The organism is Neobacillus sp. S1115, assembly GCF_055385565.1.
In genome coordinates, this window is sequence record NZ_AP038275.1 from 2,416,448 (window position 1) to 2,442,072 (window position 25,625).

General features: G+C 41.3%; 23 protein-coding genes. 19 read left to right on the forward strand and 4 right to left on the reverse strand.

Annotated features, from left to right (window positions below; all coding sequences use genetic code 11):
* Positions 1–101: 101 nt before the first annotated feature.
* The 9 genes from pruA to ACZ5B7_RS11780 all read left to right on the forward strand — a co-directional run bounded on the left by pruA (position 102) and on the right by ACZ5B7_RS11780 (position 9,212).
* Entirely contained in the window at positions 102–1,646 is a 1,545-nt protein-coding gene (gene pruA, locus ACZ5B7_RS11740) for an L-glutamate gamma-semialdehyde dehydrogenase (RefSeq protein WP_464493868.1), read from the forward strand.
* Between the two features lie 67 nt (positions 1,647–1,713).
* On the forward strand, positions 1,714–2,910 hold the full coding sequence (locus ACZ5B7_RS11745; RefSeq protein ID WP_213141277.1) for an ornithine--oxo-acid transaminase: 1,197 nt from the start codon (positions 1,714–1,716) through the stop codon (positions 2,908–2,910).
* A gap of 67 nt (positions 2,911–2,977) precedes the next feature.
* Complete coding sequence (locus tag ACZ5B7_RS11750) at positions 2,978–4,243, forward strand: Glu/Leu/Phe/Val family dehydrogenase (protein ID WP_464494479.1); 1,266 nt, start codon at positions 2,978–2,980, stop codon at positions 4,241–4,243.
* Positions 4,244–4,289: 46 nt separating this feature from the next.
* Positions 4,290–4,544 carry a biotin/lipoyl attachment domain-containing protein gene (locus ACZ5B7_RS11755; protein ID WP_423801994.1) on the forward strand — a complete coding sequence of 85 codons (255 nt, stop codon included), beginning with the start codon at positions 4,290–4,292 and terminating at the stop codon, positions 4,542–4,544.
* 351 nt (positions 4,545–4,895) lie between these two features.
* On the forward strand, positions 4,896–6,338 hold the full coding sequence (locus ACZ5B7_RS11760) for an amino acid permease (protein ID WP_464493869.1): 1,443 nt from the start codon (positions 4,896–4,898) through the stop codon (positions 6,336–6,338).
* Between the two features lie 82 nt (positions 6,339–6,420).
* Positions 6,421–6,594 (forward strand): hypothetical protein, encoded by a 174-nt coding sequence (locus ACZ5B7_RS11765; RefSeq protein WP_378581396.1) that lies wholly within the window; start codon positions 6,421–6,423, stop codon positions 6,592–6,594.
* 121 nt (positions 6,595–6,715) lie between these two features.
* Positions 6,716–7,063: a PadR family transcriptional regulator gene (locus ACZ5B7_RS11770; RefSeq protein ID WP_464493870.1), complete on the forward strand. Its 348-nt coding sequence runs from the start codon at positions 6,716–6,718 to the stop codon at positions 7,061–7,063.
* Positions 7,044–7,682, forward strand: coding sequence for an HAAS signaling domain-containing protein (locus ACZ5B7_RS11775; protein ID WP_464493871.1), 639 nt, complete (start codon positions 7,044–7,046; stop codon positions 7,680–7,682). The genes ACZ5B7_RS11770 and ACZ5B7_RS11775 overlap by 20 nt, the downstream gene beginning before the upstream one ends.
* Positions 7,683–7,751: 69 nt before the next feature.
* Positions 7,752–9,212 (forward strand): DUF4153 domain-containing protein, encoded by a 1,461-nt coding sequence (locus ACZ5B7_RS11780; RefSeq protein WP_464493872.1) that lies wholly within the window; start codon positions 7,752–7,754, stop codon positions 9,210–9,212.
* A gap of 75 nt (positions 9,213–9,287) precedes the next feature.
* Here the strand turns inward: ACZ5B7_RS11780 and ACZ5B7_RS11785 are convergent, their stop codons facing one another.
* On the reverse strand, positions 9,288–10,079 hold the full coding sequence (locus ACZ5B7_RS11785) for a TIGR00266 family protein (protein WP_423801998.1): 792 nt from the start codon (positions 10,077–10,079) through the stop codon (positions 9,288–9,290).
* A gap of 335 nt (positions 10,080–10,414) precedes the next feature.
* Between ACZ5B7_RS11785 and ACZ5B7_RS11790 the strand changes: the two genes are divergently transcribed.
* The 6 genes from ACZ5B7_RS11790 to ACZ5B7_RS11815 all read left to right on the forward strand — a co-directional run bounded on the left by ACZ5B7_RS11790 (position 10,415) and on the right by ACZ5B7_RS11815 (position 18,276).
* Positions 10,415–12,163, forward strand: coding sequence for a SulP family inorganic anion transporter (locus ACZ5B7_RS11790; RefSeq protein WP_464494480.1), 1,749 nt, complete (start codon positions 10,415–10,417; stop codon positions 12,161–12,163).
* A gap of 24 nt (positions 12,164–12,187) precedes the next feature.
* Entirely contained in the window at positions 12,188–12,544 is a 357-nt protein-coding gene (locus ACZ5B7_RS11795) for an ArsR/SmtB family transcription factor (RefSeq protein ID WP_213140476.1), read from the forward strand.
* Between the two features lie 385 nt (positions 12,545–12,929).
* Positions 12,930–13,130, forward strand: coding sequence for a cold-shock protein (locus ACZ5B7_RS11800; RefSeq protein ID WP_042463935.1), 201 nt, complete (start codon positions 12,930–12,932; stop codon positions 13,128–13,130).
* Positions 13,131–13,313: 183 nt separating this feature from the next.
* The gene (locus tag ACZ5B7_RS11805; RefSeq protein ID WP_464493873.1) at positions 13,314–14,459 is read left to right on the forward strand and encodes an exonuclease SbcCD subunit D; all 1,146 of its coding nucleotides are present in this window, start codon (positions 13,314–13,316) and stop codon (positions 14,457–14,459) included.
* Complete coding sequence (locus ACZ5B7_RS11810) at positions 14,456–17,593, forward strand: AAA family ATPase (RefSeq protein WP_464493874.1); 3,138 nt, start codon at positions 14,456–14,458, stop codon at positions 17,591–17,593. Before ACZ5B7_RS11805 ends, ACZ5B7_RS11810 begins: the two co-directional genes overlap by 4 nt.
* A 98-nt stretch (positions 17,594–17,691) precedes the next feature.
* Positions 17,692–18,276 carry a uracil-DNA glycosylase gene (locus tag ACZ5B7_RS11815; RefSeq protein WP_464493875.1) on the forward strand — a complete coding sequence of 195 codons (585 nt, stop codon included), beginning with the start codon at positions 17,692–17,694 and terminating at the stop codon, positions 18,274–18,276.
* A gap of 47 nt (positions 18,277–18,323) precedes the next feature.
* Here the strand turns inward: ACZ5B7_RS11815 and liaG are convergent, their stop codons facing one another.
* Complete coding sequence (gene liaG, locus ACZ5B7_RS11820) at positions 18,324–19,184, reverse strand: LiaG family protein (protein WP_464493876.1); 861 nt, start codon at positions 19,182–19,184, stop codon at positions 18,324–18,326.
* Between the two features lie 336 nt (positions 19,185–19,520).
* On the opposite strand from liaG, the gene ACZ5B7_RS11825 reads away from it, so the two are divergent.
* Together ACZ5B7_RS11825 and ACZ5B7_RS11830 are read left to right on the forward strand one after the other, a co-directional pair.
* Entirely contained in the window at positions 19,521–20,099 is a 579-nt protein-coding gene (locus tag ACZ5B7_RS11825; RefSeq protein ID WP_464494481.1) for a histidine phosphatase family protein, read from the forward strand.
* 57 nt (positions 20,100–20,156) lie between these two features.
* Entirely contained in the window at positions 20,157–20,609 is a 453-nt protein-coding gene (locus ACZ5B7_RS11830; protein ID WP_464493877.1) for a GNAT family N-acetyltransferase, read from the forward strand.
* A gap of 34 nt (positions 20,610–20,643) precedes the next feature.
* Here ACZ5B7_RS11830 and ACZ5B7_RS11835 read toward each other — a convergent pair whose 3' ends face one another.
* A complete protein-coding gene (locus tag ACZ5B7_RS11835; protein WP_464493878.1) occupies positions 20,644–21,117 on the reverse strand; it encodes a GNAT family N-acetyltransferase in 474 nt (157 codons plus the stop codon).
* Positions 21,118–21,224: 107 nt separating this feature from the next.
* Between ACZ5B7_RS11835 and coaW the strand changes: the two genes are divergently transcribed.
* On the forward strand, positions 21,225–22,025 hold the full coding sequence (gene coaW / locus ACZ5B7_RS11840) for a type II pantothenate kinase (protein WP_464494482.1): 801 nt from the start codon (positions 21,225–21,227) through the stop codon (positions 22,023–22,025).
* Between the two features lie 92 nt (positions 22,026–22,117).
* On the forward strand, positions 22,118–24,004 hold the full coding sequence (gene selB / locus ACZ5B7_RS11845) for a selenocysteine-specific translation elongation factor (RefSeq protein WP_464493879.1): 1,887 nt from the start codon (positions 22,118–22,120) through the stop codon (positions 24,002–24,004).
* Between the two features lie 48 nt (positions 24,005–24,052).
* Here selB and ACZ5B7_RS11850 read toward each other — a convergent pair whose 3' ends face one another.
* Positions 24,053–25,606, reverse strand: a complete 1,554-nt coding sequence (locus ACZ5B7_RS11850; RefSeq protein ID WP_464493880.1) for a TerD family protein — start codon at positions 25,604–25,606, stop codon at positions 24,053–24,055.
* Positions 25,607–25,625 lie beyond the last annotated feature (19 nt).

The window sequence follows — 25,625 nt, forward strand, 5'->3', positions numbered from 1 at the left end:
TGGCGTGTTTTTTATATTGAAACGTTGTTAAACTGCAAAAAAATAGTTGGCACGGAACTTGCATATTAAAAGTGTGTTACAAACAAAGGAGGCTTAATTACATGCAACCGTATACACATGAACCACTTACGAATTTTTCTGAAGAAAAAAATAAAAAAGCATTTCAAGATGCACTTGACTTCGTTCAATCACAGCTTGGCAAGCACTATCCAGTCGTCATTGGCGGAGAGCTAATTACAACTGACAAAAAGATTGCGACTATCAATCCAGCAAATAAGGAAGAAGTTATCGGTACCGTATCGATGGTTGACCTAGAATTAGCTGAAAGTGCTATGCAAACAGCATTAACTACTTTTGAAACATGGAAAAACTGGGCCCCTGAACATCGTGCCAACATTATATTCCGCGCTGCAGCCATTCTGCGCCGCCGCAAGCATGAATTTTCCAGCTACATGGTGAAGGAAGCAGGGAAGCCATGGAAGGAAGCAGATGCTGATACTGCAGAAGCGATTGACTTTTTAGAATTCTATGGCCGTCAAATGCTGAAAATCAAAGACGGTGTTCAAGTAAACAGCCGTCCCGGTGAATTTAATCAGTTCGGTTATATTCCGCTTGGAGTGGGGATTATCATTTCACCATTTAACTTCCCATTGGCGATCATGGCCGGAACTACAGTAGCTGCGATTGTTGCCGGAAACACTGTGCTTTTAAAGCCCGCAAACTCAACGCCAATCATTGCTGCAAAATTTGTAGAGCTGATGCATGAAGCTGGACTTCCTAATGGAGTATTGAACTATGTTCCAGGAAGCGGAGCTGAAATTGGGGATTATCTTGTTGACCATCCAAAAACACGTTTCGTATCCTTCACAGGTTCCCGTGAAGTGGGCTGCCGCATTTACGAACGCGCAGCTAAAGTTAACCCAGGCCAAATTTGGCTGAAGCGTGTGATAGCCGAAATGGGCGGCAAAGATACAGTTGTTGTCGATAAAGATGCAGATTTAGATTTAGCCGTGTCTTCTATCGTTTACTCAGCATTTGGATTCTCTGGTCAAAAATGTTCCGCAGGATCACGTGCTGTTATTCACCAAGATGTTTATGATGAAGTTCTTGAAAAAGTGGTTGCCCTTACCAAGACTTTAACGCTTGGAAGCCCTGAATCAGCCGATACTTATATGGGACCTGTCATTGATGAAAAATCCTTCAAAAAAATCATGAGCTATATTGAAATTGGCAAACAAGAAGGCAGACTTATGACCGGCGGTGAAGGGGACGATTCTAAGGGCTACTTCATTCAGCCGACCATTTTTGCGGATGTTGATGAGAATGCCCGCATTATGCTTGAGGAAATTTTTGGGCCGGTATTGGCTATCGCTAAAGCACGTGATTTTGACCACATGATGCAGATTGCTAATAACACCGATTATGGCTTAACTGGTGCATTGGTTTCCAATAATCGTGATCATATTGAAAGAGCGCGCCGCGAATTCCATGTTGGCAATCTCTATTTCAACCGCGGCTGTACAGGTGCCATTGTTGGCTATCAGCCATTTGGCGGATTTAATATGTCAGGAACGGACTCCAAAGCAGGTGGCCCTGATTATTTAATTCTTCATATGCAAGCAAAAACGACTTCAGAAACGCTGTAATTTTAAGAGGATAGCAAGGGGGCTCACAAGCTCTCTTGCAACTATAAAGGGAGGACATAAAATGACTATGACATCAACAAAATCTACTGAAATTATTGAAAAAACACATAAATTTGGAGCTAATAACTATCATCCGCTGCCAATCGTCATTTCCAAGGCAGAAGGGGTTTGGGTGGAAAATCCTGAAGGAACACGGTACATGGATATGCTTAGTGCGTATTCAGCAGTAAACCAGGGCCATCGTCATCCAAAAATCATTCAAGCTTTGAAAGACCAGGCAGACCGCGTAACTCTAACATCACGCGCATTCCATAACGACCAGCTTGGCCCTTGGTATGAAAGAATCTGCAAACTGACCAACAAGAACATGGCACTTCCAATGAACACTGGTGCAGAAGCAGTTGAAACAGCGTTAAAAGCTGCACGCCGCTGGGGTTATGATGTGAAAGGCATTGCAGAAAATCAGGCAGAAATCATTGCATGCACAGGCAATTTCCATGGCCGGACCATGGGTGCCGTTTCCTTATCTTCCGACCCAGAATATAAGCGCGGTTTTGGCCCGATGCTTCCTGGGATTAAATTAATTCCTTACGGTGACCTTGAGGCGTTAAAGGCAGCGATTACTCCAAATACTGCAGCATTCTTAATGGAACCGATTCAAGGTGAGGCGGGAATCATTTTACCTCCTGACGGATTTTTAAAGGCTGCTTCTGAACTATGTAAAGAAAACAATGTCTTATTTATTGCTGATGAAATTCAAGTTGGCTTAGCCCGTACTGGTAAAATGTTTGCCTGCGATTGGGAAGAAGTTGAACCAGATATGCTTATTTTAGGTAAGGCATTAGGCGGCGGGGTATTCCCAATTTCCTGCGTGGTTGCCAATTCCGATGTTTTAGGTGTATTTAATCCGGGATCGCACGGTTCCACTTTTGGCGGGAATCCGCTCGCTTGTGCGGTGTCCCTTGCAGCCCTTGATGTCATCGAAGAGGAAAAACTGCCTGAACGTTCACTTGAATTAGGAAAATATTTCTTAGATCAATTGAAGACAATCAGCAATCCGATGATTAAGGAAGTCCGCGGTAAAGGATTATTTATCGGGGTGGAACTAACAGAAGAAGCAAGACCATATTGTGAACAGTTGAAAGAAGAAGGCTTGTTATGTAAAGAAACGCATGATACAGTTATTCGTTTTGCGCCGCCGCTGATTATTTCCAAAGAAGAAATTGATTGGGCAGTTGCAAAAATTCAAAAGATTTTAGGTTAATTAATTATTAATAATTTAAAAATTTGACGAGGTGTCTTCCATGTCTGTTAATGCAGTGGTAAATGAAATGAAAAAAGAGCAGCAAAAGGAGCAGGAGTCATTAAATTTGTTTTACTCTACACAAACAGTAATACAAAAGGCTTTGGCAAAATTGGGTTACCAAAACGAGATGTTTGACTTATTAAAAGAACCATTAAGATTGTTGACAGTCCGCATACCAGTCAGAATGGATGACGGTTCGGTTAAAGTGTTTACCGGTTACCGCTCCCAGCATAATGATGCTGTTGGTCCAACTAAGGGCGGCGTTCGCTTCCATCCGGAAGTGAATGAAGAAGAAGTAAAAGCATTGTCCATCTGGATGAGCTTAAAGTGCGGCATCACCAATCTTCCTTATGGCGGAGGTAAAGGCGGCATCATTTGCGACCCGAGGAAGATGTCTTTTAGAGAGCTTGAAAGATTGAGCCGCGGCTATGTTCGTGCGATTAGCCAGATTGTTGGTCCGACAAAGGACATTCCGGCTCCGGATGTTTATACGAACTCCCAAATTATGGCGTGGATGATGGATGAATACAGCCGTCTTCGCGAGTTCGACTCACCAGGATTTATTACCGGTAAGCCAATCGTATTGGGCGGTTCCCAAGGGCGTGAAACAGCAACGGCACGTGGCGTAACTATTTGCATCGGAGAAGCGGTTAAGAAAAAAGGCATTGAACTGCAAGGTGCTCGGGTAGTTATCCAAGGTTTCGGAAACGCGGGCAGCTATTTAGCTAAATTCATGCATGATGCCGGTGCAAAGGTTATTGCTGTTTCCGATGTTTATGGTGGAGTCCATGACCCAAATGGTCTTGACATTGACTTCTTGCTTGATAGAAGAGATAGTTTTGGTACGTTCTCACAGCTCTTTAAAGAGACAATTTCCAATAAAGAACTGCTTGAATTAGAGTGTGACATTCTTGTTCCTGCTGCCATTTCAAATCAAATCACTGCGGAAAACGCAGCCAATATTAAAGCAGCAATTGTAGTCGAAGCTGCTAATGGTCCGACAACTCTTGAAGCAACGAATATTCTGACTGAACGCGGTGTCCTGCTTGTCCCTGATATTTTGGCAAGTGCAGGCGGTGTAACAGTTTCCTATTTTGAATGGGTGCAAAATAATCAAGGTTATTATTGGACTGAAGAGGAAGTAGCCGAGAAACTTAAAAAAGTAATGGTTGACTCTTTCGAAAAAATCTATCGGACGGCGCATGAATATCAAGTTGACATGCGTTTGGCCGCCTACATGACAGGTATTAGAAAAATGGCGGAAGCAGCACAATTCCGCGGCTGGGTGTAAGAAGCTTTCAAAATCGGACGAAATCTTAGATAAGGAGAGAACAAAATTGATTTTTAAGGATGAAACTATTTATAGTCCCTGTTCTGGCACGGTTGAAAAAGTTGTCGCAAAGGAAAACAACCATGTGTATGAATGGGAGAAACTATTTCTAGTAAGAGCAGAGAACGGTGCCATTGTAGAGATTTCGTTCGGTATAAGCGGCTATGTAAGATCCATTTATGTAAAGAAGGGACAAAAGGTGGATCCGCAAACCAAGTTAGGAATCATCCAAGATGATTTACAAATTACCGGCTGCGATTAAAAAAAATAGTTGATTTTACATCCATTTAATACTCTTCCCATTTTGCTGGGAAGAGTATTTTTGCATTTGGGGCGCAAAATATTTAATATTATGCCAAAAATTTTGGCGCTATAATTTCGAAAAATGTTCAAAAATTAAGCTTTTTATTTTGGCATGAAAATTGCAAATTAATATAACGTAAAAATAGTGATAATTTTAGAAAGATTTGTCGGTTGTATAAAATTATAAATTCGCTTATTCTTTCTTGTGTGACAGAAAAGTGAAGGCAGCTGGCTAGTCACATTCTCTCCTATTTTTACAATGATCATCAATTTGAAAGCGTATACTTCAATGGGGAAGAGGGGAAATTTCATGCAATTACCTGAAAACAATCAAACTCACGAACTGCAAAGAACGATGAAGTCCCGCCATCTGTTCATGATTTCGCTAGGCGGAGTCATCGGTTCAGGTTTGTTCTTAGGATCTGGTTATACCATCAGCCAGGCAGGGCCGACAGGAGCAATTATTTCGTATATCGTCGGCGGTTTCATTATGTTTTTAACAATGCTTTGTCTTGGTGAATTATCTGTCGCCATGCCAGTATCGGGATCGTTCCAAACCTATACCACTAAATTTATTGGACCGGGGACAGGATTTGCTCTTGGTTGGTTATATTGGTTAGGATGGGCTGTTACTGTTGCTCTTGAACTGCTGTCAGCAGGACAGCTGATGCAGCGCTGGTTTCCGCATGTAGATGTGTGGGTATGGAGTGCAGTTTTTGCTGTAGTATTATTTTCTCTAAATGCTTTATCTGCCCGAGCTTTTGGTGAAGCAGAATTTTGGTTCTCAAGTATAAAAATTTTAGCTATTATCATGTTTATCGCACTAGGCGGCGCTGCCATGTTTGGTCTAATTCATATGAAAGGCGGACATGCTGCCCCATTCTTATCGAACTTTACAGCTCACGGTATCATGCCGCACGGCTTTACTGCTTTAATCATTACCATGATTGCAGTTAACTTCTCGTTCCAGGGTACCGAATTAATCGGGATTGCTGCCGGAGAAAGTGAAGAGCCGGAGAAAACCATTCCAAAATCGATTAAACAAACAGTTTGGCGTACACTGTTCTTCTTCGTGTTAGCAATCTTTGTCGTAGCCGGTATCATTCCAATGGAAAAAGCAGGTGTGGTGGAAAGTCCGTTCGTTGTGGTATTTGACAGCATCGGTATTCCATATGCTGCTGATATTATGAACTTTGTAATCCTAACAGCTTTACTTTCTGTAGCAAACTCAGGTCTTTACGCTGCAACCCGGATGTTGTATGCAATGTCCAAGGAAAAGATGGCCAGCCCTGCTTTAACAAAAGTAACCCAGAATGGTGTTCCATTTAATGCGCTTCTGTTAACACTTGGGATTGCACTCCTATCTTTATTATCAGGCTTTTTTGCTGAAAAAACTGTCTTTGTTTGGCTTTTGTCAGTAGCAGGTTTAGGAGCACAGGTGGGCTGGATTTCCATCACTGCTTCACAAATTGCCTTCCGTCGTAAATTTATCCGTGAAGGCGGTAAAGTGGAGGATTTGAAATTTAAAACACCACTATTTCCAATCCTGCCAATTATTGCATTAACCCTAAACATTGTGGTATTGTCCAGCTTGGCATTTGACTCAGAGCAGCGCTTGGCATTGTATCTTGGTGTTCCATTTGTTATCGCCTGCTACTTGATTTATCATTTTAAAATTAAAAAGAACCGCGAGCAGGACGGAACAGAAGAGCAAGAATTACAACTTCAAAATGATAAAAAAATGGTTATTTAATTTTCAAAAACGCTTGGTCCAAGCGTTTTTTTTAGTGGATAATCTTTTAAAATCACCAAATAATAAAAATGAGGTGATATCGATGGGAAAGTGGAATGAGCAGGCTGCACCTAATAACAATTTACATCCAAAAACAATCAGGACAAGCAACTTGGTGCAGAGTGACACGGGTTATGGATTTTCCGAGGAATTGTCTGATGGCGGCGAACGTGATGAGTATATTGAGCGTCAGCAGGATGATTTCAAAATGAAATAAAAAGACTCAAGGGGGTGGCGATTTTTTTAAAAATCGTCACTTTTTATGTAAAAACCCTTTACAAGGAAAAAATTGTCTTGTAGAATTTCTATATACCTAATAAATCTAGGTAGGTGAAAAAATGTTTAACCGCGAACTGGTAAAGGGAAGCACATCGTTAATCTTATTACAATTATTAAACGAGCGCGACATGTATGGCTACGAGCTGGTAAAGGAATTAGAGCAGCGCAGTGAAAATGGTTTAAGTGTAAAGGAAGGGACATTATATCCCGCGCTCCATAAGCTTGAAAAGCAGGAATACATTGAATGCTATTGGCAGGAGCAGGAGAAGGGACCGGCCCGCAAGTATTATCGCATCACTGACGCTGGAAAAGAAGTGCTCGCAGAAAAAACACAAGAATGGCAGGACTTTGTAAAAGTAATGAATAAGGTTATTGGGAGATCGAAGCATGGAACAGCTGAAGAATAAGTTTCTTAATGAACTGTCCCAAGAACTCGGTACTCACAAAGATAAAGAAAATATTCTTCGCGAATACGAGACCCATATTGATGAAATCATCTTGGAATCCTTTGAAGATACGGATCATGGGAAGCTTGAGGACCTTTTATTCGCAAGGCTCGGAAGTCCGGAAGAAATAGCTGCCGCTTGGAAGGAAGAACTTTCCGTCACTCCGAGCAATATGAAATGGCTGTTCATTCTCCTCAATATTATTTTTTTTGCAGGAGGCAGTTTTCTTACGCTTATACATAATTTGTACCATTGGTCGTGGCTGACATCAATTTGGAATCATCTAACATCCATTCCCACTTTAATTGCCTTCTTGTATATGTTTTTTTGGGCGTTATTGGGGTATGAAATCGGCAAAGGCTTTGGACATGGCGGCCGAAAGCTGCTTAGAAAAACATTTTTTTTATCGCTCATACCTAACATAATTTTAATGACGCTAACTGTTTTCGAAATCATACCACATTCATGGTTTGCTCCTTTGTTAACGAAAACATTTATTATTGCTTGTATCATTTTTACGATATTTCTGTACCCAATAAGTATGCTTGGCTATCGCTGGGGGAGGAAAGCGTCGATATAAGCAGTTTTTTTTGCGATATTACCTAGTAATACGATGTATATAGAAAAACAATGTAAATGAGGGATGAACATGGAAAGCAAAATGGAAAAAATAGATTGGCTGTTTTTAGGTTTGTGCTTGTTGCTAGGGATTTTAGCTGAAGAATCATTTTTCCGTGGGCAAGTAGGGATTTCATATTTGGTGTTTCTGATGGCTTTTTATGCAGTATTTTTTTGGCGGTACCGAAGCTTTACGTTTACCCACCAACGTTTCGGTTACCTGGTTCTATGCTGCATCTGGCTTCTGGCCGCAAGCTACTTTTTAAATGATAATAAATTTTTTAATGTATTAAACATTTTAGTGATACCCGTGCTAGTTGTTTTTCATATAGTCATTGTAACAAGTCCGAAAAGTATGCAGTGGAATAAAATCTGGTTTATACCTTATTTGTTTCTTAGACTGTTAGATGCAATCAAGTATAATGCGGCAATGACTAAGTTGATTGGAAGCGGTGTAAAACGAGGAGTGGATGAAGATAAATTTATCATCTGGAAAAAGGTTTTCATCGGTATTCTGATCTCAATCCCAGTCCTATTTGTGGTTTTAAGTCTTCTTATGTCGGCGGATACTCAGTTTGAACGGATTATGGGCGGAATTCCGAATTGGTTCGAGGTATTAGATGCAGAAGGCATGATAAGGTTAATCGTCATTCTTATTTTTACGGCAGCATTCTTTGGGTTTATGCAAGTCTTGATTAAAAAGCAAATTGAGGTGATCAAGCAGCTTGAGTTCCAACAGGGATTGAAAGTGGATGCGATTATCACCATAACGGTTCTTTGTTTAATTAATATCGTTTATCTATTATTTACCGTAGTTCAGTTTAAATATTTCTTCAGTGGAACCCTTCAGGGTGATTATACCTATGCCGAGTACGCTAGGAAGGGTTTTTTTGAACTGTTATTCGTCACCATCATTAATTTATCGATTATTGTGGTTGTGTTGACTTTCGTGGGCTTGACATCTCATTTTATAAAAAGATTTACGCAAATCCTGCTGACACTTTTGGTGTTTTCAAGTGCTGTGATGCTATGCTCGGCTTTTATCAGGTTAAGTATGTATGAAGATGCTTATGGGTTTACCTTTATAAGAGTCATGGCACACTCGTTTATGCTATTTTTAGTGTTTATTTTTACCTATACATTGGTGAAAGTTTGGATAGAACGGCTGTCGTTATTTCATTTTTTCTTTATTTCATCCTTGCTTTATTACACAGTCATGACTGTCATCGATCCTAATCAAATTGTCGTAAGTAAGAACCTCGACCGCTATGAATTAACAGGGAAAATTGATGTTCACCACTTTGACAGCCTGTCCTATACTGGCATTCTGGGGTTAATCGACCTTTACGAAAAAGATAAGAATATTGAAGGTTTGACGCAAATTTTAGAAGTCAGGCAGAAGGAGGCGCTAACAGGGAATTCTTCTTGGCAATCCTATAATTTAAAAAGAGAACAGGCGTTTACAGAGTTGAAAAAGCTTCACCTAAAATAGCGAATAAACAAAACCGGGCTGGAGACCCGGTTTTATTTTTGTTATCTGCTGAATTTAGGAAATCCCACAATTTAATTAATCGCCATTAAACATATCAAAAAGCCCGCGGGCGATACTGCCTTCATCTTTGCTGCCGCCGCGTGCGGGTGCTGCAGCAAATACGCGGCTTGCCAGCCTGCTGAATGGCAGGGACTGTATCCAAACTGAACCAGGGCCACGCAATGTTGCGAAGAATAAGCCCTCACCGCCGAACAATGCTGTTTTAACGCCTTTTACAAACTCAATATCATAATGGACATCACGAGTCATTGCCACCAAACAACCTGTGTCTACACGCAAACTTTGACCAGGAAGAAGATCCTTTTTAATGATCGTTCCGCCTGCGTGAACAAACGCCATTCCGTCGCCTTCGAGCTTTTGCATGATAAAGCCCTCGCCGCCGAAGAAGCCAACGCCAATTTTTCGCTGGAACTCAATGCCGACCTGAACTCCCTTTGCCGCTGCGAGAAATGCATCCTTTTGACAGACAATTTTGCCGTCAAACTGGCTTAAATCCATCGGAATGATTTTTCCAGGATAAGGGGAAGCAAAAGATACATGGCGTTTGCCTGCACCTGCATTCGTGAAGGTTGTCATAAATAAGCTTTCACCTGTTAACACGCGTTTTCCTGCTGAAAACAGCTTGCCCATCAGGCCGCCGCCACTACCGCCAGAACCATCACCGAAAATGGTCTCCATCTGAATATCGTCATCCATCATCATGAAACTTCCCGCTTCTGCGACAACTGTTTCCTGCGGGTCCAGCTCCACCTCAACAAACTGCATATCATCGCCGTAAATTTTGTAATCTATTTCGTGGTTATTCATAACGGATTCCTCCACTTTTAAAAATTAACACCCAAGTATATTTTAATGGATATAGGAAAAAAGTGCTAATTTTAACCGAGAAACCAAATAAAAAAGACGCCTGAAAAATCAGGCGTCTTTGCGTATTGCGGCGAAAAAACCACACTCCACATTGTGTGCTCCTAAAAGGAATGTTTTCTCGTCTTATGCAATTCAGCTCATCGCTATGCTATTGTACCATAAACAAAAAAGGATTACAATTGTACATTTTTTTACAAATACTATTGATTATATTTATCTATTATTATATATTCAAATAATCAGATATACAAAAATAGGTGATAAGAAGGGTGAGTATGTTTACAGACAAAAGATTCCATCATTATTCTTTAAAGAGTGTACCAAAGGATCTGCTCTCGGGGTTGATTGTCGGGGTGATTGCCATCCCCCTTGGTATGGCCTTTGCCATTGCTTCCGGAGTGAAGCCAGAGTATGGAATCTATACGACCATTGTTGCCGGGATTCTTATCTCCTTATTCGGCGGCTCCAAGTATCAAATTGGCGGTCCAACGGGTGCTTTTATTCCGATTTTGTTTGGAATCGTCATGACGTATGGCTATGAAAACCTGCTGATTGCTGGTTTTATGGCTGGAGTAATCCTTGTCTTAATGGGGATATTTAAGCTTGGTTCGCTGATTAAATATATCCCAAGGCCTGTTACCATCGGCTTTACCGCAGGTATTGCGGTAACCATTTTTACAGGACAGATTGCCAGTTTCCTAGGTTTAGAGGGCATCAAAAAGCATGAGGAATTTATTTTAAACATTAAGGAAATTGTTGTGCACCTAGGATCTACGAATATTTTCAGTATTTTAACAGCAGCGATCTGTTTGGCAACGATTATCATAACACCGAAAATCGCGCCAAAGGTTCCGGGGCCTTTAATCGGTCTAGTCGTCTCAACGGCCGCCGCTTCATTGTTTTATCCTGGTGAGGTAGCAACCATTGGAACGGCCTATGGTCAAATTCCTAGTACGCTGCCCGCGCTGCATGTGCCTGAGTTAAATTTGGATATCATCCTAGAATTGATCAGGCCGGCCTTTATTATAGCCATGCTTGGCGGGATTGAATCGCTTCTTTCTGCGGTGGTCGCAGATGGGATGACGGGCGGTCGTCACAACAGCAATAAAGAGCTTGTCGGGCAAGGTATTGCCAATATGATTACGCCATTATTTGGCGGAATTCCGGCGACAGGTGCGATTGCCCGGACAGCAACAAATATAAAAAATGGAGCAGTTTCACCGTTATCAGGGATTTTTCATGGAATTGTGGTACTGCTTGTGTTAATCTTTTTTGCACCATATGCTTCATTTATTCCACTTGCCAGCATGGCGCCGATATTAATGGTCGTTGCTTGGAATATGAGCGAGCAAAAAGTTTTTGCTCATATTTTTAAAACAAAATCAACGGACTCTCTTGTTCTTGTCGTCACATTTGTATTAACAGTCTTTGTGAACTTGACCGTGGCGGTGGAGGTGGGATTGGTCATGTCGGCCATTCTGTTTGTCAAACGGATGAGCGACGTCATGATTACGGCCAAAGCGCTGCCTAACCCGCAAACCAATCGAGCCAAGGTGGAAACTGGGATGGTGACTGATACACACGACTGTCCGCAGATTAGCATCTTTAATATTGAAGGCCCGCTGTTTTTTGGTGCAGCCCTTACATTTGAAGAAACGATCATGAATACCATCAATTATCGTCCCAAGATTCTGTTGTTGCGGATGGGCAGAGTTCCATTTATGGACACAACCGGGGAAGCGAATTTGGCAAGTATTGTACGCCACTTTTCCAAAAATGGTATAGTATTAATATCAGGAATAAATCCGCAGCCGGAAAGTGTATTGAAAAAGACGGGGTTATACGAGGTTGTTGGAGAACAACATTTCTTTGCTCATACCGGTGAAGCCATTCAATATGCTTTGAAGGAAATTAATCAAAATAAATGCCTAGGCTGTAAGCATTTTGCATTTAGAGAATGTAAGAAGCTTTCCGGTACAGAGGCAAAAGAGGGAAGCAGACAGAAATTAACGGCTACCTTCTAGTTTTACAGTAAAGGTGATGATGAATTGAATTTAGAAATGCAGCGATTTAAAGCAGAATTTTTTAAAGCTTTGGCTCATCCATTAAGAATTCGTATTTTAGAAATTCTCGCTGAGGGAGAAAAAAGTGTCAATGAAATACAGACACTTGCAGGCAGTGAAGGTTCGGCTGTTTCACAGCAGCTGCAGGTACTAAGAGCAAAAAATATCGTATCGGGCACCAAGGATGGAAACAAAGTTATCTACACGTTAAAGGATCCTATGATCATCGACCTGTTAGCAGTAGCAAGACAGATTTTCAACAATCATTTGGTCGATACCATCACCATATTGGATAAATTTAAAGAAGAGGAAGAAGTACCAGCAGTTACGCCGAAGAATTAAAATCTTCGGCTTTTTTCTATTTAAATAGTAAACCAGTCAGGACTTTTTCAAAAGGAAAGCCCAAATATTTTTCTTCAAAAAACGACATATGGTTCTTGTTTTCCTCCTCATCCGATAGATTAATAAGTAAATATTATTGTATGAATAATAAAAAATCATGGGATTAGCGAAAAAGATGTCAGTTTATGTCGTCTTGCCCTTTCTTGACTTTCCTACTAAATAATGATAAATTGTAAACAGCCGTTGCACGAGATTAGATTTATGTAATATGCTTGATCAAGGTTTTGACCGAAGTTTGGATGAAGTAATGAGTAAAGCTATCTGCGTTGTAATTTGGTGAATTTTACACATGGCTTTTTTCAAGCCAATAGGAGGATTTTTTTTTATGAAAAACGGTAAAGTAAAATGGTTTAACTCAGAAAAAGGTTTCGGATTCATCGAAGGAGAAGACGGAAACGACGTATTCGTACATTACTCTGCAATCCAAACTGAAGGTTTCAAAACTTTAGAAGAAGGCCAAGAAGTTTCTTTCGAAGTAGTTGAAGGAGCTCGTGGACCACAAGCTGCTAACGTAACTAAGAAGTAATTTTATTAAACTAACTATAACAGTCCGGTACTTGTGCCGGACTGTTTTTTATTGTCTCCCCACACAATGGATATTATCCCCCCATCTTCCAAAAAACATAACCCATTTCCAAGGCCAGCCTGCTATATATTTTGCTATAATAATAGTATTGTATAAACGTATTTAAAACATGGAGTGATGCAGATGAAATTTATCCATACCGCTGATTGGCATTTAGGAAAATTGGTACACGGCGTTTACATGACGGAAAATCAACGCGAGGTCCTATACCAATTCGTGGACGTAGTTGCGGAGGAGAAACCAGACGCAGTTGTCATTGCCGGTGATCTTTACGACCGTTCTGTTCCTCCTACCGATGCCGTTGAACTTCTTGACGAAATCCTTTATAAAATAAATGTTGAATTAAAAACCCCGATTGTAGCCATTGCCGGAAATCATGACAGCGCGGAGCGCCTTTCGTTTGGCAGTTCATGGTACAAGCACAGCCAATTTTATTTATCAGGCAAACTCACGAACAGCTTTGATCCAGTCCGGATTAACGGGGTAAACTTTTATCTCGTACCGTACGCAGAGCCTGGGGTCGTACGCCAGCTTTTTGAGGATGACTCCATCCACTCCCATCAAGAAGCGATGAAGAGGATGATTGGCAAAATCGAAGAAACGTTAAACCCGAATGAACCGAATGTTTTGGTTGGACATGCCTTTGTATTAGGCGGAGTCCAATCCGATTCTGAACGAATCTTATCCGTTGGCGGCTCAGGATGCGTCGGCGCAGAATTGTTTGAGCCATTTTCTTATACGGCATTGGGCCACCTTCACAGCCCTGATGCAATTATCCACGAAAAGGTTAAATATTCTGGCTCTCTGTTAAAATATTCTTTTTCCGAAGCCAAACAAAGAAAGTCTATTTCAATCATTGAAATGGATGAGAAGGGAAACTTTGAACACCGTTACCGTTCTCTTACTCCATCACATGATATGCGCGAGATGGAGGGATACCTTGAACAACTGCTCGACCCGCAATTTTATGAAAAAGAACGGACCCAAGACTATTTAAAAATAAACCTATTAGATGAAGGAGCGCTTATTGACCCAATTAATAAGCTGCGCCAAGTATACCCGAACGTACTTCATTTAGAGCGGAAAATTGAGATGACCGATTTAAAGAAAAAACAATCCTTCAACGCCCTTCGGAGCGAGAAAAAGTCGGAAATCGATTTGTTTGAACAATTTTACAACGAGATGACAACGTCCGAATTTACAGTGGATAAAAAAGATGCCATGTCAGAGATCATCGATAAAGTGTTGAAGGGGGCAGGCGCAAGATGAGACCGTTAAAACTAACGATTAAGGCATTTGGCCCTTATGCTGAAACGGAAGTAATTGATTTTACGGAACTTGGCAATCGGACGATGTTCGTCATATCCGGAAAAACGGGTGCTGGAAAAACGACGATTTTCGATGCGATTAGCTATGCCATTTACGGTAAGGCAAGCGGCGAGGATCGTAACGGCCCCGAACTTCGGAGTCAATTTGCCAAGGATGATTTGCTGACCGAGGTTTCTCTGGATTTTTCATTAAGGGGCAAGGTCTATTCCATTACCCGCTCGCCACAGCAGTTGAAACCAAAGGAAAAAGGTGACGGCTACACTTCAATCGGTGCAAAAGCAGATTTATATATGTGGGACGCTGAAGGAGAGAAAAAGCTGTTAGCCTCCAAAATCAACGATGTCGAGGAAAAAATTAAAGAAATCATGCTGATTGATGCCAATCAATTCCGGCAGATCTTAATGATACCTCAAGGCGAATTCCGCAAGCTTTTAACATCAGACAGTAAAGATAAGGAAGTCATATTGCAGCGGCTGTTCCATACGCAGCTTTATAAAATGGTTGAGGATAAGCTGAAAGAGGAAGCGAATGAACTGAAAAAGTCCGTTGAAGACCAAGTACAGGCTAGGAACGAAGCCATTCGTCGGATTCAAGCAGTGACCAATGATGAACTTCGGGAATATGTAGCTGCCGGAAGTGACAATGACACCATCATAATGCCGCTATTGACAGCAGAAATTGCCGGTATGGAGAAATTATTGGGGCAGTTGTCTGAAGAGTTAAAGGAAAAGGTAAAGCAGCAAGATTCGCTTAAAGGCAAGCTATATGAAGCAGAAGTGACGCTTAAACAGCTGCAAAAGAAGGAAGAACTGAAGGAAAAGAAGGCTCTTTTGGAATCTCAGGTTGATTTGTTCTTGGAAAAAGAAAGGCAGGTTCAGCGTGCCCAAAAAGCGGCCCTTTTAGCCAAACAGGAAGAGTTATGCCATCGTTTGAAGAGCGAATTGGATCGATTAAATGCTAATGTTGCTGCACTAAAAGCGGAGGTAGGAAATTTAACTAGCCTCAAGGCACAGTCAGAAATGAGCCTCCAGATTGAACTCGAAAGAGAAGCAGACCGGCAAACAGCACAAGAGGAAGTAAACCGGTTAGTTAACATGAAAGAGGATGTTTATTCATTTGCATCTTTAATGAAAGAGGTTGCTAAGGTAGAAACCTCCTTGCAAACCGCAAGAAGTAACCATGTGACAACAGAACGAAATCTTGAATTAACAGAACAGAGGTTAAAACTCCTTCAGCAGCAAAAGGAGGAAATTGAAAAAGGCCAGCTGGCGTTTGTTGAAAATAAACAGCTGATTGAAAAACTGCAGTCAGAGCTTGAGCGCCTTGACAAATTTGAAAACTTGCTTGGCCGCCATCACAAGGCTAAACAGGAACTGCAAATAATTACAGGGCGATATGAAAATACGGCTGCCAGATTTCGAGATGCAAAGGTCCTTGTGGAAGAACTGGAGCAAAAATGGCTGCATGGACAAGCTTCGCTATTAGCCACACAATTGCACGAGGGGGAAGCTTGCCCAGTTTGCGGTTCTGAACATCACCCTGCTAAAGCCGTCCTGCACGATGGAAGTGTTCCAAGTGAAGAAGACATGAAGGCAGCGAAAGCACAAGCGGCTAAATGGGAAAAAGAAAAATCTCTTGATGAAGCAAAGCTTTACCAGTGCCAGTCTGCAGAAAATACACAAAGGGAAACAGTAGAGGAAGTCCTAAAGGAAATTCGCAGTTACCGTGCTGAGTTCTTCGAACCTGATTTACCACTTCTGAAATCGGAGCTTCTTGCTGAGAAAAATAGCCTGCAGGATACGCAACGAAAATTAGCGGAAAAAATGAATAAGCTCGATTTGGTTAAGAGGGAACTGGGGAATCAGGAATTAGAAAAACAAAAGCTGCAAAAGGCGATTCAACTATTAGGACAAGAAGTTTCGGAACTGACAGTTCAATATACTGAGAAGAAGACAATTCTGACTAGAATGATGAATACAATTCCGGAGAATCTCCGTTCTGAATCAGCATATGAAAAAGCACTCACCATTTCTAAAAACCGCTATGATGCGCTAATTAAACAGTTAGAAGAGGCACAACGGCATTTGCAATCCGTAAATGCAAAGATTGCTGCCGAATCTGCAAGATTGCAGGACGCCGAGAAGCACTTTGATTCTAAACAGCAGGAATTAACCACTGAACGTGAGATTTTTAAGAATAAATTGGTGGAACAGGGCTTCGAAAACTACAATGTCTATCATGCGTCAAAACTTTCTGAAGCTGTGATTCGCGGCCTTGAAGCAGAGATTCGCGGGTTTAGGGAGGAATTACGTTCTGTTTCCGACCGATTGAATGAATTAACGGAAAAATTAATGAATGTGAAAACTCCAGATGTGGACGGGCTTAAAAATGAGCTTGCGATCATTGACAGTGAAATAGCGGTGTTAAACCGCAATTATACGGACCTTTTTGTGAAAAAACGGGATAACGAAGAAATCTTCAACCGTGTGGAAAAATTAAATGAAAATATGAAGGTCCTTGAGGAACGGTATAAGCTGATTGGACATCTTTACGAGATTACGAAGGGCCAGAACAGCTTCCGGATTACCTTTGAACGGTATGTGTTGGCAGCTTTCTTGGATGATATTTTACAAGAAGCTAATCACAGATTGAAGAAAATGACGTCAGGCCGTTTCCAGTTGCTGCGAAAAACAGACCGTGCTAAAGGGAATGCCCAAAGCGGCTTGGAATTGCTGGTGTTTGACCAATACACAGGCCAGGAACGCCACGTTAAAACATTATCAGGCGGAGAAAGCTTTAAGGCTTCCTTGTCGCTAGCGCTTGGTCTGGCAGACGTGGTACAAAACTATGCCGGCGGGGTTTCGCTCGAAACCATGTTTATCGATGAAGGATTCGGTACACTAGACCCTGAATCACTTGAACAGGCGATTGAAGCGTTAATGGATATCCAAAGCAGCGGGCGCTTGGTCGGAATCATTTCGCACGTTCCGGAATTAAAGGAACGAATTGATGCAAGACTTGAGGTTATCGCGGGGCAAGCCGGGAGCCGGACGGAGTTTGTGTTTACGAATTAAACAAAAGCGAGTGGGGAAACCTACTCGCTATTTTCGTATTTATCTAAATGGAAAAAGGTTAAACTACCATTAGTTTTTAAAATGACTGGAGGGATAACATGTCAGACTTTTGTCCAATATTGTGGCCGGAAGAGCCGACTCCGGAAGACTTAAAAAACTGCAGTGAGTGCGGCTTAGATAAGCATGGTTCACGGATGGTTTGGGGAGAGGGGAACCCGGAAGCCCCGATTATGATAATTCTTGATAACCCGGGAGCCCGCGAGGACAGGGAAGGAAATCCATTCGTATGTGGGACTAGGCAAACTCTTCAAAAGGCTGCCCATCATGTTGGTTTCACCATGGACGATTTGTACGTGACCTTTATTTTAAAAAGAAAACCGGTAAGAGCCTATGACAAAGAACATACGCGTGAAACATGCATGATTCATCTAAAGCAGCAGCTGGAGCAAAAGCAGCCTAAGCTGATTCTTTGCTTTGGAAACGTGGCGGTTCAATCCTTTTTCGGCAATCCGGAAGCAGAGGTAAAATTGCTTCGTGGTGCCATTCATGAAATTAAGGGTTACCCTACTGCCGTCGGCTATCATCCCTTAGCAGTCAGGCGCCGTCCTAATCTTTGGTCAGTGTTTTTGGAGGATTGGAAGGTTGCTGCAGAATACTACCATTCAAAAAGCGGCACTCATTAACAAGCGCCGCTTTTTTAGAAGGTTAGGAAACCATATACGTAGAGTGATTAATAAATATGAATGATCCCGCTCGAAACATCAAGATCAACAGTATGCTTTCCAGACCCATGTGTACCATTGATACTGTCTTTATCCTGGACTTTTTCTTTCAATGGCAAGTTGCATTTAATCAAGCCGCTGCTAAACCCGCCATCTAATCTAAAATCAGCATCATCCGGCAGGTCAAGATTAACTAAACCTGAGCTAACATCCATTTTGACGGAATCTGTTAATTCATCAACTTGAACCGCCAGCTTCCCCGAGCTGACATCGGCTGCTAATGCACCAGAATAATGCTTAATGTCGAGAACTCCAGAACTGAGATCAAATATACCTTTATCAGCTTTAACAGAATTGATGTCTGCCTTTCCTGATGATACGCCCTGATTAAGCTCTTTCACATCGAGATTGTTAAGCTTTATATATCCAGATCCGATATCAACAGTTAATTTTTGTAATTCCATTGGTTTAGTTTTAGATTCCCCGGAAAAAGTTAAATATCCGGATCCAAGATCAATGGTCATATCTCTATTGTATTCCTCCGGAATGTAGATTTTTAGATTGCTTTTGTTATTTCCCCAATTGAACCATGTAAACCATTTGCTCTTTAGCGAAACCTCTACAGTATCCCCATTTTCTTTAACAGTCAGCTTTTGTTTGCCTTCATAAACCGCCTTTAAATCTTTCCGGTCTTCAGGAATAATGGTTGTCTTAACACTGCCCACATCTACCTTAATCACCTTCGTATCATTGGTAATAGCAACTTGCCCATCATTTTTACCTGAACCAAATACATCGAATGTGTAGGATTGGTTAAAAACAATATATAAGCCGGTTATAACCAATAGTAGTATTAAAATTCTTTTCATTAAATTCATCCCCTTTTTCTTCATACATCTTCTATATATAGCATAAGAAATCCTTTGATTTTCCACGATGTACCAGGGGTTTATTTTCAACTAAGACTTGAGGTGTATTTATAATTGGTAAAGGAGCAGTCCCAATTTACATTGAATAACTTCAGGAAATTTACAATTATGAAAATTTGAAGGAAAATATAATTAGATTGCGGTGGCTAAGTTTGGAAGGTTACATTGTATAAGCAATTGATTTTTAAACTATATATAAATAAACAAATGAATGGATTAAAGAAGTGGCCGCTTAAAGCAAGAGTTCCCATTAATGATTGAAAGGTGAGGATTAACATTACGAAGATTTGCATCGTACGACACGGGGAAACAGAATGGAACGCTATAGGTAGACTACAAGGAAGATCGGATATCCCCTTAAACGCGAAAGGGATCAAGCAGGCCGAGGAAAGTGGAGAATACCTAAAAAATTCACAATGGGATGTTATTATAACCAGTCCATTACAACGAGCAAAAAAGACAGCGGAAATCATCAATACTTATATAAATGTGCCTTTAGTTGTGATGGACGATTTCAAGGAAAAGTCTTTTGGTGACGCAGAAGGAATGACGATTGAAGAAATAAGGACGGCTTTCCCTGACAGAAATTATACAAATCAAGAAAGTGCAGATGCCCTGATTCAACGTCTTATGGGAGGACTGGAAAAAATTAAACACAACTTCGAGGATAAAAATGTTCTGCTCGTCGCCCACGGCGCCGTTATCAATGCCATTCTCGCCCATTTGTCAGATGGGGAATTGGGCTACGGAAAGTCGAGGATTGATAACGCTTGTCTTAATGATATTCATTTTGAGGAAAATGGCTGGATCATTAAAGCTTATAATCGGGTTGAACATCTTTCTCTTGATGAATAGGTGGTTGCCAGATTATAGTGAAATAAAAATAGAAAATTACTAAAAGGAATTAACTTTATGATACAAAAAATAAATATGAAAAATTTAAGTACAGCTAAGGACCTATATAACCTTCAAAGGGCCGCTTATCTAGTAGAAGCAAAATTAATAGGTTTTGATGATATCCCGCCTCTTAGGGAGAGCTTTGAAGATTTTCTGAATTGTAATGAAACCTTTATTGGATTTTTTGAAAGGGAAGAACTTACTGGAGCAGTTTCTTATGAAATCGAAGGGAATGAACTGACGATTTGCCGAATGGTAGTCGACCCTAAACACTTCAGAAAGGGAATTGCTGAAAAGCTATTAAATGCTGTTGAAGAAATCGACCGGAACATCCAGGTATATAAAGTTTCCACTGGAAAGGACAATCAACCTGCCAAAAATTTATATCAAAAAAATGGCTTCATATTGGTGGAGGACATGGAGGTAGCACCAGGTTTTTTCATTAGTCATTTTGAAAAAAGAAAATGAATTCAAGAAGGGGTGTCTCGAAGGCACCCTATTATTAAACCGTTACAAACTCTTGTATGGTACATCTTCTTTCATCAGTTGTTTCGTTGAATCTACCTCCGGTGAATTTAGAAATGGTACTCCTCCAAAAAGCCTTGGCCGGTTCGTTCTTCTCGATTTGAGTAACTCGCCACCTCCCCGGGAAAAGAGTGAAAATTTCATTTGCGGCAATTTTTCCAAAGCCGTTCCCGGAATATTTGCGAATGATAAAGAATTCTAGAATTGTATTTGGTTCCGATTCTGTGGCACTTTCTACTAAAACAAACCCTATGTATTCCTCATCTTTTTTTATAAAAAATGGATGGTGGATAGGACTGCTCCAATATGGTGTTAAATCGAAGGGCTTATATGCGCCATTTTCCTCCAAAGAGATAGCCGGGATAAATTGGCTAAATTCGTAAATATAAAATTGCATGAGATTATGCAGAATTTGTTCTTCTTTCTTTAAAACCTTCACTAGTTTAATCATTTTTGTTCCTCCTAGTCTTGATACATATAGGATTTGACATGGCGGGTCGATATCCTTTTAAAATGAATTAAATAATAGTAATTCTTGGAGGGGTGATAGGATTGACTGTGCAAAAGGTGGGAATCGATGCAGGCGGTTCTCTAATAAAAATTGCTTTTCAAGAACGTGGTGTAATGCATTATAAAAAATATCCAATCAGTGAATTAGAGTCCGCTATTTCCTGGTTAAAAGCGGCTGCCCCGAATATAATGGCTGCTTTAACAGGTGGAAAGGCTCATATTTTGCAGGAAAGGTTTTTCCCGATCGGTACGATTATTCCTGAGTTTCAGGCAACCTGTGAAGGGGTCAGGCTATTTTTACTAGAAGAGGGAAAAAGAATGACGGATCCATTTATCATTGTCAACGTAGGAACAGGAACTTCCTGGCATTTGGTGGATGGGGAAAAGTATGAGCGCATTTTAGGGAGCGGCATGGGCGGGGGCACCTTCATGGGACTTGGTATGCTTCTAACGAATGAATCCAATTTTTATCGGCTGTCTGAATTGGCCATAACGGGACAAAAGGAAAACCTTGACTTACTGGTGAAGGATATTTATGAGTCCGATGCGCCTCCGATAAATGGTGACCTGACTGCGGCAAATTTTGCGAAAGGTTTGAGCGTGAAGCATTCTCCAGCCGACAGGATGGCCGCTGTAACCAATATGGTTGCGGAAACGATTATGTTACTATCGCTGCAAGCGGCAGCCATCCATAAGGTGAAAGAGATTGTTTTTATCGGAAGTTCATTGATAGGAAATCCGTCTTTGACAAAGACTCTTGAGACCTATATTAAGATGCTTGGATTACAGTCAACGTTTTTAAAAAATGGGGAGTACTGTGGTGCGGTTGGTGCATTACTTTCAATTTAAGACATATTAATCCTTGTCTAAAAAAGTTCGCTTGAACAATCAACCTATTAAGGCTACAGTAGAGAAGAAGACCGGTAAAGAAGGTGGCAAGCTTGGAAAAGAGATATTTTACGATTGGAATGGCGGGGCATATTGACCATGGGAAAACATCCTTAACGAAAGCCCTGACCAATGTTGATACAGACCGATTAAAAGAAGAGAAAGAGCGGCAAATCTCGATTGAACTCGGATTTGCTCCATTATATGAAGATGTGGAAATCCAGATTTCCGTTATCGATGTCCCCGGGCACGAACGCTTCATTCGCCAAATGATTGCCGGAGTTGCCGGAATTGATCTGGTGGTACTGGTTGTGGCAGCCGATGAAGGTGTCATGCCGCAAACGAAAGAACATCTCGAGATCTTAAAATTTCTCGGTGTCAAAAACGGGATCATCGCCATAACAAAAATTGACCGAGTCGACGAAGAATTCATTGAACTTGTACAGGATGATATTTTAGCAGAACTGCAGGGCACTGTATTTGAGGATGCACCATTTGTTTTAATTGACAGTTTATCTAAAAAAGGAATTGAAGAAATAAAACAGCTAATCATTAAAAAGCTCAAGGCACAAGAGATGCGCGATGCCAAAGGAGCTTTCCGCCTGCCGATTGACCAGGTGTTTACTGTGAAAGGGCAGGGGACAGTTGTCCGCGGCACGGTTTATGAAGGCACGGTGGAAGAGGGGCAGGCTTTAAAAATCATGCCTAAAGGGCTGGAGGTCCGAGCCCGGCAGATTCAAGTTCATCACAAACCTTCCCAGAAAGCCTATGCCGGACAACGTGCAGCAATTAACCTGTCTGGAGTCTCAAAAGAGGATTTGGAACGCGGTGAAGTTCTTGTTTCCTCGGAGCATTTTATTGTAACCAGAATAATAGATGTCGCCATTCGTGTTGTGGAGGAATTGGAGCATTTAATCAAGCAGCGGATGCCGATTAAACTGCATATTGGGACAGCCGAAGTAATGGGACGGATTGTCTTTTTTGACCGAAATGAAATCAAAGAAGAGAACGGTGAAATCCTTTGCCAGTTGAGACTTGAGGAAGAAATCCTGACCAAACGCGGTGATCGCTTCATCTTAAGACGGCCAAGCCCAACAGAAACGATTGGCGGCGGCTGGGTTATTGATCCTAGGGGAAATAAATATCGGTTTGGAGAACAAACGATTGGGGAACTGGAGAAGAAAAAAGTTGGCACGCCTAAAGAACGGATAACAGCCGCTCTGTTGGAAGCGAAAAGCCTCTCATTACCGGAATTAATCAAACGGACTGCCTTGGACGAAGAAACCTTATCCGAGCATCTCCAGGATGATGAATTTGTTCTTTTTAATGGAAAGGAATATACATTGCAACAGTTAATCCATTCTATAGAGGAAGATATTTATGACAAACTGCAGGATTATCATCATATAAATCCAATGAAGCAAGGTGTCAATAAAGCTGAAATTCTGCAATCGATGCAAAAAAAATTCTCGAAATCTCTTCTTGATTATGTAGTAGAAAATGCGATTTCTAAAAAGGTATTTAACCGGAGGGAACAGTTTGTCTCGCTGGCTGAGTTTTCACCGCATGTTCCAAAAAACTGGGCAAAACGGACGGAAAATCTACTTACTGAATTGAAAAAGGATGAGTTAAAAGTTCGCTATTTAAAAGACTATTTATCGGATGCAGGCATTCCGGATTCTCTGGAAGGGGATTTACGAAGATTCCTAGAGGACCAAGAGTTGATTGTGTTGCTCGATGATCAGTTTGCTTATCATGGAGATGTTTTTAAAGAAGCCGTTCATAAACTTCAAACCGCTACGGGGCCCGAATTTGAAGTGGGGGAAGCGAAAGAGGTCCTTGACCTTTCACGCAAGTACATGATTCCGTTCTTGGAAAAGCTTGATGCAAAAGGTTTTACAAAACGAGTCGAGAATAAGCGAGTTTGGAAAAATAAATAGAGAAAAGCCTCTGCCGAAATCCCAAAGTGCAGAGGCTTTTTTTCACTCTTACGATAAAAACTCAGCTGGGTTTAACCCGAGTTCGTGGCAGATATCAACGACCATCTGCTTTTCATTATGGTCAAAGTTCCCATCAGCATAGCCGATGGCAATGCAATAGCGGGCGACCAGGCGGGCAATTTCCGGTTTTGTGCGAATTTTCCCAAGCGCCCGTAATGCTTCGGCACGGCCAAGCATTCGGTCATTTTCAATCCTGGAAACGAAAAAGTTGAATCTTTGAATGACTTTGGTGGTATCAAATACCCTCAATTCTTCACTTTGATTAACAAAATCGACCATCTTTTGCCGTTCAGAAGCATCTAAATAACCATCTGCCATGGCTACCAATGCACAAGCGGCAACGACGGCATCTAATACATCCTGACTCTTGTAGCGATTAAATAATTCCTGGGCTCGTCTTTTTTGCGTGTTTGCCCATTCCGCGTAGTCTGTTTGCGAAGGGGACCAATTACTACCACAGCTATTGCAGGTGAATTTTAATTGGTTATGTCCAATAAACCCGCCTAGCAAACCGACAGGACCAAGAATTAAGCCACCAATTGCCGCTTTGCCCAAACCAAACCCTTTTTTGCCGGTACGTACATTTGAAGAATGACAACGTGGGCAAACGATATCATCGCCCCTATATGTAGACCGCGGGTTTGTTGAAGAAGGGAATGTTTGAGACGGAAAGCCAAAAGCAGGTTGTCTCTGTGCAGAATCCGGCTGAAGATGGATCGGCTGCTGGGATGTATTTTGGCTTTGCGGGTATGGATCATATTGATTTTGACTTTGGCGATACGGATCATAATTATTATAATTTTGGCTCCCGTTCTGCGGGGAAAAGGACTGCGTTTGATAGGAATTATTGCTCTGACTTTGATAAGGATTTCCCGCAAACTGATTGGGTGAGCCTGGTTGAACTGAATTCCCGGACTGGCGGTCAGACTGTTGAACCGGAGCAGAATAGGATGATTTGACAGGGGCATCATCAACAGTTACCCCAAAATTTCCACAAAGGGCCGCTAATCCGCCTTGAAATCCGCTGCCAATGGCATTAAATTTCCATTCTCCGTTATGACGATAGATTTCCGCTGCGACAATCGCGGTTTCAACTGTAAAATCCCTACCTAGATTAAATCTCAATAATTCTTCATTGTTTTCCTCATTAAATATTCGAACATAGGAATCCGATACTTGTCCGAAATTTTGTCGTTTCGCCTGGGCATCATGAATTGTAATGGTAAAGGCGATACGGTGGATGTGAGCCGGTACCCGGTTTAATTCAATTCGTATTTGTTCGTCGTCCTTAACGCCGGAGCCAATCCGATTATCGCCGCTATAAATAATGGCTCCATTCCCTCCGGATGGATTATTGTAAAAAACAAAATCCTGATCGCCTTGTACTTTTCCTGATGGACCTAATAAAAAAGCGGATGCATCCAAATCAAAATTCGAACCGTTTTGATTGATATTCCAACCCAATCCCACAACAACTTTTTGAAGGCCGGGGTGGGATTTTGTTAAATCCACTTTTTGACCTTTGCTTAATGTAACACCCACATTTTTCACTCCTTATTTT

What these genes read in the sequence shown, in the direction of transcription:
- ACZ5B7_RS11750 (WP_464494479.1), top strand. Translation starts at nt 2,978, where the DNA reads ATGAAAAAAGAGCAGCAAAAGGAGCAGGAGTCATTAAATTTGTTTTAC.
- ACZ5B7_RS11830 (WP_464493877.1), top strand. Translation starts at nt 20,157, where the DNA reads ATGATACAAAAAATAAATATGAAAAATTTAAGTACAGCTAAGGACCTA.
- ACZ5B7_RS11815 (WP_464493875.1), top strand. Translation starts at nt 17,692, where the DNA reads ATGTCAGACTTTTGTCCAATATTGTGGCCGGAAGAGCCGACTCCGGAA.
- ACZ5B7_RS11775 (WP_464493871.1), top strand. Translation starts at nt 7,044, where the DNA reads ATGGAACAGCTGAAGAATAAGTTTCTTAATGAACTGTCCCAAGAACTC.
- ACZ5B7_RS11790 (WP_464494480.1), top strand. Translation starts at nt 10,415, where the DNA reads ATGTTTACAGACAAAAGATTCCATCATTATTCTTTAAAGAGTGTACCA.
- ACZ5B7_RS11745 (WP_213141277.1), top strand. Translation starts at nt 1,714, where the DNA reads ATGACATCAACAAAATCTACTGAAATTATTGAAAAAACACATAAATTT.
- ACZ5B7_RS11805 (WP_464493873.1), top strand. Translation starts at nt 13,314, where the DNA reads ATGAAATTTATCCATACCGCTGATTGGCATTTAGGAAAATTGGTACAC.
- ACZ5B7_RS11765 (WP_378581396.1), top strand. Translation starts at nt 6,421, where the DNA reads ATGGGAAAGTGGAATGAGCAGGCTGCACCTAATAACAATTTACATCCA.
- ACZ5B7_RS11780 (WP_464493872.1), top strand. Translation starts at nt 7,752, where the DNA reads ATGGAAAGCAAAATGGAAAAAATAGATTGGCTGTTTTTAGGTTTGTGC.
- ACZ5B7_RS11760 (WP_464493869.1), top strand. Translation starts at nt 4,896, where the DNA reads ATGCAATTACCTGAAAACAATCAAACTCACGAACTGCAAAGAACGATG.
- ACZ5B7_RS11800 (WP_042463935.1), top strand. Translation starts at nt 12,930, where the DNA reads ATGAAAAACGGTAAAGTAAAATGGTTTAACTCAGAAAAAGGTTTCGGA.
- ACZ5B7_RS11810 (WP_464493874.1), top strand. Translation starts at nt 14,456, where the DNA reads ATGAGACCGTTAAAACTAACGATTAAGGCATTTGGCCCTTATGCTGAA.
- ACZ5B7_RS11785 (WP_423801998.1), bottom strand. Translation starts at nt 10,079, where the DNA reads ATGAATAACCACGAAATAGATTACAAAATTTACGGCGATGATATGCAG.
- ACZ5B7_RS11770 (WP_464493870.1), top strand. Translation starts at nt 6,716, where the DNA reads ATGTTTAACCGCGAACTGGTAAAGGGAAGCACATCGTTAATCTTATTA.
- ACZ5B7_RS11835 (WP_464493878.1), bottom strand. Translation starts at nt 21,117, where the DNA reads ATGATTAAACTAGTGAAGGTTTTAAAGAAAGAAGAACAAATTCTGCAT.
- liaG (WP_464493876.1), bottom strand. Translation starts at nt 19,184, where the DNA reads ATGAAAAGAATTTTAATACTACTATTGGTTATAACCGGCTTATATATT.
- pruA (WP_464493868.1), top strand. Translation starts at nt 102, where the DNA reads ATGCAACCGTATACACATGAACCACTTACGAATTTTTCTGAAGAAAAA.